This is a genomic window from Actinoallomurus acaciae, from assembly GCF_042429965.1.
GTDB classification, from domain to species: Bacteria; Actinomycetota; Actinomycetes; order Streptosporangiales; family Streptosporangiaceae; genus Actinoallomurus; species Actinoallomurus acaciae.
Window position 1 is genome coordinate 1 of record NZ_JBHLZP010000291.1, and the last position, 10,568, is coordinate 10,568.

Consider the following 10,568-nt stretch of genomic DNA (forward strand, 5'->3'; position numbering starts at 1 on the left):
CACCACGCCGGCCGCCCGCGACGGCTGTTCCGGCGGGGCCGGTCGCAGGCGGGCCACCCGCCCGTGACCTGGCGCGCGGATACCGTCGGCGGCACCTCGGCCGCCGATTTCCGGCGAACTCCGCTCCTCGGGGCGGATATACCCCGGCACCGTCGCCCCCCTCCGCCCCGATTGCCGGGTCTTTACTCTGACCTGGAACGGCCGTGAGAACACCGTCGCGCCGAAGCCCGGCTCGGCATCTCGTTCGGACCCCTCCTGAGCCCGTCCCCACAAGGGGAATCGGGTCACGATCCCGCCGTGCCTCGCAAGACCACGGCGATCGCGCATTAGGCTCAGGTCTATGAGCGTGCGGCGGGTAATGGGAATCGAGACCGAATACGGCATTTCCGTGCCCGGTCAGCCGGGGGCCAACGCGATGGTGACCTCCTCGCAGGTCGTCAACGCCTACCTCGCGGCATCAGCGGCCAAGGCCAGGCGGGCACGGTGGGACTTCGAGGAGGAGAACCCCCTGCGGGACGCCCGCGGGTTCGACCTCGCACGTGAGGTCGCCGACCCCACCCAGCTCACCGACGAGGACCTCGGGCTGGCCAACGTCATCCTCACGAACGGAGCGCGCCTCTACGTCGACCACGCGCATCCGGAGTACTCCACACCGGAGTGCACCAACCCGCGTGACGCCGTGGTCTGGGACAAGGCAGGGGAGCGCGTCATGGCCGACGCTGCCCGCCGCGCCGCCCAGGTGCCCGGCACCCAGCCCATCCAGCTGTACAAGAACAACACCGACAACAAGGGCGCCTCGTACGGCTGTCACGAGAACTACCTGATGAAGCGGGAGACCGCCTTCTCGGAGATCGTCCGCCACCTCACCCCGTTCTTCGTGACCCGGCAGGTCGTCTGCGGCGCCGGCCGCGTCGGCATCGGCGTCGACGGCCGCACCGACGGCTTCCAGATCAGCCAGCGCGCCGACTTCTTCGAGGTCGAGGTGGGCCTGGAGACGACGCTCAAGCGCCCCATCATCAACACGCGTGACGAACCTCACGCCGACCCGGAGAAGTACCGCAGGCTCCACGTGATCATCGGCGACGCCAACATGAGCGAGGTCTCCACCTTCCTCAAGCTCGGCACCACCGGCCTCGTGCTCGCCATGATCGAAGACGGCTTCCTGACCGTCGACCTGTCCGTGGACATGCCGGTGGCGACGCTGCGCGCGGTCTCCCACGACCCGTCCTGCAAGCACCTGCTCACCCTGCGCGACGGCCGCAAGATGACCGCCGTACAGCTGCAGATGGAGTACCTCGAGCAGTCCCGCAAGTACGTCGAGGACCGCTTCGGCGCCGACGTCGACGAGATGACCACCGAGGTCCTGGACCGCTGGGAGTCGGTCCTGCACCGCCTCGGCGAGGACCCCATGCAGCTGTCGAGCGAGCTCGACTGGGTCACCAAGCTCGAACTCCTGGAGGGCTACCGCAGCCGCGACGGCCTCGACTGGTCCCACCCGCGGCTCCAGCTGGTCGACCTGCAGTACTCCGACGTACGCCCCGACCGCGGCCTGTACAACCGTCTCGTGGCCCGCGGGCGCATGAAGCGCATCACCACCGACGCCGAGATCGACGCCGCCATCGAGGATCCGCCGGAGGACACGCGGGCCTACTTCCGCGGCCGGTGCCTGCGGCAGTACGCCGACTCGGTGGCCGCGGCGTCGTGGGACTCGGTCATCTTCGACGTCCCGGGCCGGGAGTCGCTGCAGCGGGTGCCGACCCTGGAGCCCCTGAGGGGCACCAAGGCTCACGTGGGCGCCCTCCTGGACCGCTGCCGTACGGCCTCGGACCTGGTGACCGCCCTGACGGGGGAGTAGCCCCCAGAAGGGCGCAGAACGCGCCGGTTCGTACGGGAAACGCCCCGTGGACGGCGCCGCCGACGACGGTAAAGCGGCGGGCGGAACACTCCTGCCCGGCCGCCTGTTCAGGATCAATGCACAGTCGTGACCGGTATGACCGTTTCGCAGGGATCGCCGGTGGTGATAACGCCGTCATGAGACCGATCGCCGATCACAGTGGGACACGGTGAGTGATCCACTGGTTGTCGGCGGGCGACGATAGAGTCGAGGTCTCTCGGCAGGAGTGGAGGCGCAGCATGGCGACGAGGGATACCGGCGGGCAGCGGCAGACGACCCGGCGTGAGGAAGAGGTCGACGAGACCCAGACCGCCCCGAGCGAAGACGTCCAGGAGCGGAACGAGAAGCTCACCGACGATGTCGACGCCATTCTGGACGAAATAGACGAAGTTCTCGAAGAGAACGCAGAGGAATTCGTCCGTAGCTACGTGCAAAAAGGCGGTCAGTAAGGCAAACCCCAGGTTTAGACCCGGACGAAAAGCCCTGCAAGGACCGCGGCGAGGTCAAGCCCGCGCCGGAGTCCTGGTGCCGTAAGCAGTCTCCGGACGGTCTGCCGCCCCACTGCAAGGCCTGTTCGACCTGCGCAATGCCGCCGGCCACCGAAAGCGTCAGGCGGCGACGGGCGAGACATCACGCGCCTGTCGCCGCCATTCGGCTGTTCGGGACGGGATGAATCGGCGGGCACGACCTCGCCGCCCTCCACGCGTTCGCACGCGACGACTCCGCCGCCCCGGAGAGTCCGCGCGCCCACTGAGTACGCCTTCCTCCGCTCAGCCGGTTCGCACGCGATCCACATCCGGCCGGTTCGGCCGGGTTCGCCGTGAGCGGACGGGGGGAGGGATCATGACGCATGCACGCGACGGCGCCCTGACAGTAGGGTCTGATTAGCGGGGGCGATCGCGTCCGCTGTCAGTGGAAGGAGTCGTGTGACGTCGCAAGGTTCCGCGCCGGGGCGTCTGCCGGGCGCGTTCGCGAGCCAGAGCCCCTCGTCGTTCACCGAGTTCCTGGCGGTGCACTCGCCGAACATGCTGCCGGGAAACCGGGAGCTGCCGGCGACCGCGGCCCCGGGTGAGCACTTCCCCCACGGCACGACGATCGTGTCGGTGACGTTCCCGGGTGGTGTGGTGATGAGCGGGGACCGCCGGGCGACCGCGGGCAACGTCATCGCTCAGCGTGACATCGAGAAGGTCTTCCGCGCCGACGAGTACTCCGCGATCGCGATCGCGGGCACGGCGGGCATCGGCCTGGAGGTCGTGCGGCTGTTCCAGGTGGAGCTGGAGCACTACGAGAAGATGGAGGGCCGCACGCTCTCGCTGGAGGGCAAGGCCAACCGGCTCGCGACGATGGTGCGCGGCAACCTCGGCATGGCCATGCAGGGCCTCGTGGTGGTGCCGCTGTTCGCGGGCTATGACGAGGAGCGCGACGCGGGCCGCATCTTCAGCTATGACGCGGCCGGCGGCCGTTACGAGGAGCACGAGTTCCACAGCATCGGGTCGGGCTCGGTGTTCGCACGCGGCGCGCTGAAGAAGCTCTTCCGGTCCGACCTGTCGGAGGAGGAGGCGGTTCTGGCCTCGATCCAAGCGTTGTACGACGCGGCCGACGACGACTCCGCGACGGGTGGCCCGGACCTGACGCGCCGGATCTTCCCGGTGGTCTCGGTGGTCACGGCGGACGGTTACCGGCGGCTGCCGGACGACCGGGTCGGCGAGCTCGCGGAGTCGGTCGTCGAGGGGCGGATGGGCGCCCCGGGCGGCCCGCCCGCGCCGTTGCGATGATCAGCCGACCAATGACGATCGAGTAGTGAGGAACGCCACCGGTGTCCATGCCGTTCTACGTGTCGCCCGAACAGGCGATGAAGGACAAGGCCGACTACGCCCGCAAGGGCATCTCACGGGGCCGCAGCGTGGTCGTGCTGCAGTACGCCGACGGCATCCTGTTCGTGGCGGACAACCCGTCGCGGGCGCTGCACAAGATCAGTGAGATCTACGACCGGATCGCGTTCGCGGCGGTCGGCAAGTACAACGAGTTCGAGAATCTCCGGCAGCAGGGCGTGCGGTACGCCGATGTGAACGGCTACATGTACGACCGTCGTGACGTCACGGCGCGAGGTCTGGCCAACGCGTACGCGACGGCGCTGGGCACGGTGTTCACCGAGTCGAACAAGCCGTTCGAGGTGGAGATCGTGGTGGCCGAGGTGGGCGCGGACGTGTCGTCGGACCAGATCTACCGGCTGACGTTCGACGGCTCGGTCGCCGACGAGCAGGGGTACGTCGCGATGGGCGGTCAGGTCGACCAGGTCGCGTCGGCGCTGAAGGACCGGTACGAGGAGGGTCTGCCGCTCGCGCGGGCGCTGGGCGTGGCCGTGCACGCGCTGGAGCAGCAGGACACGGACCGGCATCTGGAGGCGGGTCAGCTGGAGGTGGCGGTGCTGGACCGCAACCGCGACCACCGGTTGTTCCGCCGCCTGCCGGCGGCGCGGATCAAGCAGTTGCTGGAGGAGGCCGGGCAGGACGGCGGAGGGACGCCGGAGGCCGGCGCCTCCGAGGGCGATTCCGGCGAGTAGGACCGAAGCGGCACCCGTCGCGATCCTCGCAGGTCGCGGCGGGTGCCGCTGCTTTTGATCTACAATGTAAAGGCGCCGGGCCGGGTTATGGCGGGTTCATGCGTACGGCCGGCGACCGGATGTGGCGCTGTCGTGATCGGTACACCCGGGCGTGATCTCTACCAACTGCGGTCCTCGGACACATAGCCTTGCGGTGTGGACAGGCGCATCTTCGGGTTGGAGAACGAGTACGGCGTTACGTGCACCTTCCGCGGGCAGCGGCGGTTGTCACCTGATGAGGTGGCCCGCTATCTGTTCCGCCGGGTGGTGTCGTGGGGCCGTAGCAGCAATGTGTTCCTGCGCAACGGGGCACGGCTGTACCTCGATGTCGGAAGTCATCCTGAGTACGCGACGCCCGAGTGTGACAGCGTCGATGAGCTCGTCGTGCACGACAAGGCGGGTGAGCGGATCCTCGAGGGCCTCCTGGTGGACGCCGAGCGGCGGCTGCGCGAGGAGGGGATCGCGGGGGACATCTATCTGTTCAAGAACAACACCGATTCGGCCGGCAACTCCTATGGCTGCCACGAGAACTACCTGGTCGGGCGGCACGGTGAGTTCGGCCGCCTGGCCGACGTGCTGATCCCGTTCCTGGTGACACGTCAGATCATCTGCGGGGCCGGCAAGGTGCTGCAGACGCCGCGCGGCGCGGTGTACTGCGTGAGCCAGCGTGCGGAGCACATCTGGGAGGGCGTGTCGTCGGCGACGACACGGTCGCGGCCGATCATCAACACGCGGGACGAACCGCACGCGGACGCGGAGCGGTTCCGGCGGCTGCACGTGATCGTCGGTGACTCGAACATGAGCGAGACGACGATGCTGCTCAAGGTCGGGGCGACCGACCTGGTGCTGCGCATGGTCGAGGCCGGCGTGGTGATGCGCGACCTGACGCTGGAGAACCCGATCCGGGCGATCCGCGAGGTCAGCCACGACATGACGGGGCGGCGCAAGGTGCGGTTGGCGAATGGGCGGGAGGCCAGTTCGCTGGAGATCCAGTCGGAGTACCTGGACAAGGCGCGCGACTTCGTCGACCGGCGCGGCGCCGATCCGGTGGTGCTGCGGGTGCTGGACCTGTGGGAGCGGACCGTGCGCGCGGTGGAGACGGGCGATCTGGACCTGGTGGCGCGGGAGATCGACTGGGTGACGAAATACCAGCTGATCGAGCGGTACCGGCAGAAGTACGATCTGCCGCTGAGCTCGCCGCGGGTGGCGCAGCTGGACCTGGCCTACCACGACGTGCACCGCGGGCGGGGGCTGTACTACCTGCTGGAGCGGCGCGGGTCGGTGGACCGGGTGGCGCGCGACCTGGCGATCTTCGAGGCGAAGTCGGTGCCGCCGCAGACGACACGCGCGAGGTTGCGCGGGGAGTTCATCCGGCGGGCGCAGGAGAAACGCCGGGACTTCACGGTCGACTGGGTGCACCTGAAGCTGAACGACCAGGCCCAGCGCACGGTGCTGTGCAAGGACCCGTTCCGCTCGGTGGACGACCGTGTCGACAAGTTGATCGCGGGAATGTGACCGCGTTCTCACGCTACCTTTAGGTGCCTGCTAGAAGGTTGGGTGCGTTCGTGCTGTCGTCATGCCCGCGAAACGGTGGAGAAGATGTCTGAAGTCGAAGGCCGCGAGGAAACCGAGACCGAGGAGACCGAGGAGACCAAGGAGCCTCAGGATTCCCGGCCGAAGGTGGCGATGCCGCAGGCCCGGGACATCGGTCGCAGCGAGTTCACCCCGCACGCGCTCGGGGCCAAGACTCGTTCGGCACCGCGCAAGGGGACGCGCAAGGCCGCCAGGCGCCGCCAGATCATCTACTCGGTGGCAGGCGTGGTGGTCGTGCTGGCGCTCGTCGGTGCGGGCATCTGGTGGGAGACGCGGCCGGCTCCGTCGGTGAAGTTCAAGGGCGCGTTCGGCAAGGCACCGTCTGTGTCGGTGCCCAAGGCCAAGCCGGCGGTCAAGCAGAGCGTCAAGGAGCTGATCCATGGCTCCGGGCCGAAGATCGGCAGCAACGACTTCGTCGTGGCGCACCTGGCGGCCTACCAGTGGGCCGCCAAGTCCAAAAAGTCCCCCGCGCCGCTGCTGGACACCTTCAAGCAGAACAAGCCGGCCGCGGGCACCGCGAACCAGCTGACCGGGCTTCCGGCGCTGGACAAGGAGATCGTGGGCCGTACGCCGGGAACGCGGCTGGAGCTGACCCTGCCGTACAAGGTCGTCGGCGACCAGGTCGCGCAGGCGCTGAAGCTGGGCACCGGCGATGACCTGGTGCTGTCGGTGGACGTGCTGAAGGCCTACGGCAAGACGGCGTCGGTGCAGGGCACGCAGCAGAAGGTCGACGCGAAGCTCCCGCAGGTCACGCCGGGCGCGCCGGGCCAGGCCCCGACGATCAAGATCCCGTCGGGCTCGGCGCCGACGAAGCTGCAGGTCCAGACGCTGATCGAGGGCACCGGCAAGGCGGTCGCCAAGGGCCAGACGCTGATCGGCCAGTACGACGGTGTGCTGTGGCGCACCGGCAAGGAGTTCGACTCCAGCTACAAGCACGGCGCTCCGGCCGGGTTCCCGATCGGTGTCGGACAGGTGATCCCGGCCTGGGACAAGGCGCTGGTGGGCAAGAAGATCGGCAGCCGGGTCCTGGTGGTCGTCCCGCCGAAGGAGGGCTACGGCTCGACCGGGTCGCCGCAGGCGGGCATCAAGGGCTCCGACACCCTCGTGTTCGTTGTCGATATCCTCGACGCGATCTGATCACCCGGTCGCTGGAGGTCGGTGTATGCGGCGTGCCGCTCCGTGGGTTCTGCTGGCCCTCCTCGTCTCGTGCGCTGCCGCGTGCAGCGGGGGAGGGCTGCCCGACGGGGTGAAGGTGGCCGGGGCGCTCGGCCGGCAGCCATCGGTGACGATCCCGGGGTCGGCGCCCGGTGGCAAGCTCGGCGTCAAGACCCTGCACTCGGGCAAGGGCGCCAAGGTGGCGGCGGGCGACCTGGTCGCGGCGAACTACGTCGGCTACCGCTGGAACGGCGGTGACCACAAGCTGATCGCCACCAGCTACGACGCGGGGCGCCCGGCGATGTTCCCGTACGGGCACCTGGTGCCGGGGCTGAACCGCGCGCTCGCCGGGCAGCGGCCGGGCAGCCGGGTGGTGGCGGTGATCCCGCCGGGGCAGGGGTACGGCGCGAGCGGCTACGCGGCGCTGCAGATCGGCGGCAGTGACTCGCTGGTGTTCGTGCTGGACGTGCTGGCGGTCTATCCCAACGGCGCGTCCGCGCACGGCACGGTGGAGCCGCAGCCGGAGGCGGGCCTGCCCCGGGTGACGACGGGCGCGGTGCCGTCGATGACGATCCCGTCGGCGCGCCCGCCGGCGAAGCTGACGGTGCGCACGATCGTGCAGGGCACGGGTAAGCCGGTGGAGGCCCGGCAGGTCGTGGTCTACCACGACCTGGGGCAGATCTGGCGCAACCACAAGACGTTCGAGTCCTCGCGCGGCCGCGGCCATCCGGACTCGGTGGTGGCCGGCGCCCGGCAGATGATCGACGGATGGGACCGCGCGGTCGTCGGCAGGCCGGTGGGCAGCCGGGTGATGGTGGTGGTTCCGCCGAGCTTGGGGTACGGCGCGAAGGGGCATTCCGCGTCGGGCATCACGCGTCGCGACACGCTGGTGTTCGTGATCGACATTCTCGCCGCGTACTGACCGGCCGGCACGCTCCCTAAAATCGGGCGCGTGAGCGATGTGGAGGCCATCACGGCCCTGAGCGATCCGGTGCGGCGGCGCGTCTATGACTACGTGGTCGCCCAGGATCATGAGGTCGGGCGTGCCGAGGCCGCCGACGCGGCCGGGATCCAGCGGACGCTGGCGGCCTTCCACCTCGACCGGCTGGCCGACGCGGGCCTGCTCGACGTGGTGTTCCGCCGTCCGCCCGGCCGGTCGGGTCCGGGAGCCGGGCGGCCCGCCAAGCTCTACCGGCGTTCCGCGGTCGATCACGTCGTGAGTCTTCCGCCGCGCGACTACGGCACGCCGGCGGCGCTGCTCGCGGAGGTCGTGGACGCGCTGGGGGCAGAGAGCGACCTGGACCGGGTCGCGCGGCGGCGCGGCCGTACGGCGGGGGAGTCGGCGGACGGTGGCGTGGAGGAGGTGCTGGCGCGGCAGGGCTACGCGCCGTACCGGGCGGGCGAGGCGGTCCGCATGCGCAACTGCCCGTTCCACGCCGTGGCCCGGGAGTTCCCGCCGCTGGTCTGCGGCATGAATCTCGCTCTGGTGGAGGGACTGCTCGAAGGCATGGGGGAGACAGGTCTGTGCGCGCGGATGCGAGCGACGCCGGGGGAGTGCTGTGTGGAGATCGTTTCTAAAAATAATGAGCATTGACTATAGAGTGCCCGAAGTGATCTGCTGTCCCGCATGACGGATCATCACCTCGCGCAGCTCAACGTCGGCCGCCTGCGGCGACCCCTGGACGCCCTCGAGTCGGCCGGCTTCGTCGACGGGCTCAAGCCGATCAACGCCCTGGCCGACGCGTCCCCGGGTTTCGTGTGGCGCCTGACCGACGAGGGCGGGCAGGACGCCACCTCGATCCACCCGGACGATGACGACGACATGATCGTCAACCTGTCCGTGTGGGAGTCGCGCCAGGCGCTGTGGGACTTCACCTACCGCTCGGACCACCTGGAGTACGTACGGCGCCGCCGCGAGTGGTTCCAGCGCCCGGCAGAGCCGATCATGGTGCTGTGGTGGGTGCCGGCCGGCCACATCCCCTCGGTGACGGAGGCACTCGCCCGGCTGACCCGCCTCCGCGAGACGGGCCCGAGCCCGGATGCGTTCACGTTCCGCCAACCGTACGAGCCGGACGGCCGACCCGCCGCTACGTGATCTACAACGTAAAGGCGGGGACCTGTGACGCCTCCTCGGCCGCGAACCCCGTCCCCACCGCGACGGGCCGACCCGGCAGCCGATCTCCAGCGACTCCTCGATGCCGGGCACCAGGAAAACCCAGGCGGCTCAGCGCCGCCACGCCCACGAGATCGCCACCGCGATGGATCGCCCGCCGGCCGAATCCGTGCCGCGCCCGGTGCTCCAGCTGCTCGCGGCGCCGTTCGGTGACGCGCTCGCGGCTCACCGGAATGCGGTCCAGGTCCCCCAGGTACGGCGACTCGCCCCGAGGCGCTGGTCCGAGGCCCGCCGTGAGGTCGGTCACCAGCCCCCAGGCCAGCTCGCGGACGAACTCCGGGATGGCCTCTTGCTGATGAACCGGGGGATGCGCGGTTTCCGGACCGGCCAGGGCTCCGGTCGGCCTGGACGCGCGGCTCCGAGGCGAGGGGCGCCGCGCGGCCGCTCACCGACGTCGAGGCCGCCGGCGGTCGGGATCGCCCCGGCAGCCTCTGTTACGTCGGAGAGCTCCTCACCGCGGACGCCGGGGCCCTGCCGCCCGCCTGTCGGGCGGCGGGCACCTGGTCGGCGACCGGGTCGGCGGGCCGATGGACCGACCGCCTGGCAGGTGGGCGTGAGTGCCACCGGTTCCCACGCGACGAAGGCGACCGTGAAGGCCGACCGCCGCCAGCGCCACGACGAGGGCAAGCCTTGACCCGCTGGATGCCCATGACGCGGGCCCGACCCTTGCCTGAAGCCGCCGATGGGGATCACCGGGCTTCGCAGATGAGCCGGACCGGAGCGGTCGGAGCCCGAACCTTAGCGTCAACGAACCCTGCTGATCACCGCCCCAGGTGCACGCGAGCAGCCGACCGCCGATCCAATGCCGCGCCGATCAAGGTGTACGCACGGCTCCGCTCCTCGGTGGCCCGAGGTGACCGATCGCGCCGATACCGCGGCAGGGCGGGTGCGGCGACCAGGCACAGCCATCAGGCCACTGCGGCGAGGCGGCGCGGCGGCTCCACCGTGGCGGCCACCATCAACGACCTGACCCAACCCACGCCAGGGCACCGAACTCGCCCTGCGCCGGCCGGCCCGCTGCGGTCCTTTACCGGAGAGACCGATGGCCCGAGGCACGACGGCGTCGCGCGGACGCGTCGGCGGTGACGGCACGGGAGGCGGCGGCGACTCGCCGCCGACGGCCGGTCGCGACCACCGCCGCGGGCCGGCTG

At 70.0% G+C, this 10,568-nt stretch carries 10 protein-coding genes; 9 read left to right on the forward strand and 1 reads right to left on the reverse strand.

Annotated features, from left to right (window positions below):
• Window positions 1-340: 340 nt before the first annotated feature.
• The 9 genes from dop (at window position 341) to ACFFNX_RS30940 (ending at window position 9,339) form a co-directional block, all read left to right on the forward strand.
• Entirely contained in the window at window positions 341-1,855 is a 1,515-nt protein-coding gene (gene dop, locus ACFFNX_RS30900; protein WP_378209400.1) for a depupylase/deamidase Dop, read from the forward strand.
• 278 nt (window positions 1,856-2,133) lie between these two features.
• A complete protein-coding gene (locus ACFFNX_RS30905) occupies window positions 2,134-2,343 on the forward strand; it encodes a ubiquitin-like protein Pup (protein WP_285583207.1) in 210 nt (69 codons plus the stop codon).
• Window positions 2,344-2,820: 477 nt separating this feature from the next.
• Complete coding sequence (gene prcB, locus ACFFNX_RS30910; protein WP_378209401.1) at window positions 2,821-3,669, forward strand: proteasome subunit beta; 849 nt, start codon at window positions 2,821-2,823, stop codon at window positions 3,667-3,669.
• 47 nt (window positions 3,670-3,716) lie between these two features.
• On the forward strand, window positions 3,717-4,457 hold the full coding sequence (prcA, locus tag ACFFNX_RS30915; RefSeq protein ID WP_378209402.1) for a proteasome subunit alpha: 741 nt from the start codon (window positions 3,717-3,719) through the stop codon (window positions 4,455-4,457).
• A 195-nt stretch (window positions 4,458-4,652) separates the two neighbouring features.
• Window positions 4,653-6,011 carry a Pup--protein ligase gene (pafA, locus tag ACFFNX_RS30920; RefSeq protein ID WP_329234726.1) on the forward strand — a complete coding sequence of 453 codons (1,359 nt, stop codon included), beginning with the start codon at window positions 4,653-4,655 and terminating at the stop codon, window positions 6,009-6,011.
• 84 nt (window positions 6,012-6,095) lie between these two features.
• Window positions 6,096-7,226: an FKBP-type peptidyl-prolyl cis-trans isomerase gene (locus ACFFNX_RS30925; protein ID WP_378209403.1), complete on the forward strand. Its 1,131-nt coding sequence runs from the start codon at window positions 6,096-6,098 to the stop codon at window positions 7,224-7,226.
• A gap of 25 nt (window positions 7,227-7,251) precedes the next feature.
• Window positions 7,252-8,166: an FKBP-type peptidyl-prolyl cis-trans isomerase gene (locus tag ACFFNX_RS30930; RefSeq protein WP_378209404.1), complete on the forward strand. Its 915-nt coding sequence runs from the start codon at window positions 7,252-7,254 to the stop codon at window positions 8,164-8,166.
• 30 nt (window positions 8,167-8,196) lie between these two features.
• Window positions 8,197-8,838, forward strand: coding sequence for a helix-turn-helix transcriptional regulator (locus ACFFNX_RS30935; protein WP_378209405.1), 642 nt, complete (start codon window positions 8,197-8,199; stop codon window positions 8,836-8,838).
• A gap of 33 nt (window positions 8,839-8,871) precedes the next feature.
• Window positions 8,872-9,339: a DUF3291 domain-containing protein gene (locus ACFFNX_RS30940; protein WP_378209406.1), complete on the forward strand. Its 468-nt coding sequence runs from the start codon at window positions 8,872-8,874 to the stop codon at window positions 9,337-9,339.
• A 1-nt stretch (window position 9,340) separates the two neighbouring features.
• Here ACFFNX_RS30940 and ACFFNX_RS30945 read toward each other — a convergent pair whose 3' ends face one another.
• Window positions 9,341-9,664: a hypothetical protein gene (locus ACFFNX_RS30945; RefSeq protein ID WP_378209407.1), complete on the reverse strand. Its 324-nt coding sequence runs from the start codon at window positions 9,662-9,664 to the stop codon at window positions 9,341-9,343.
• Window positions 9,665-10,568: the final 904 nt, after the last annotated feature.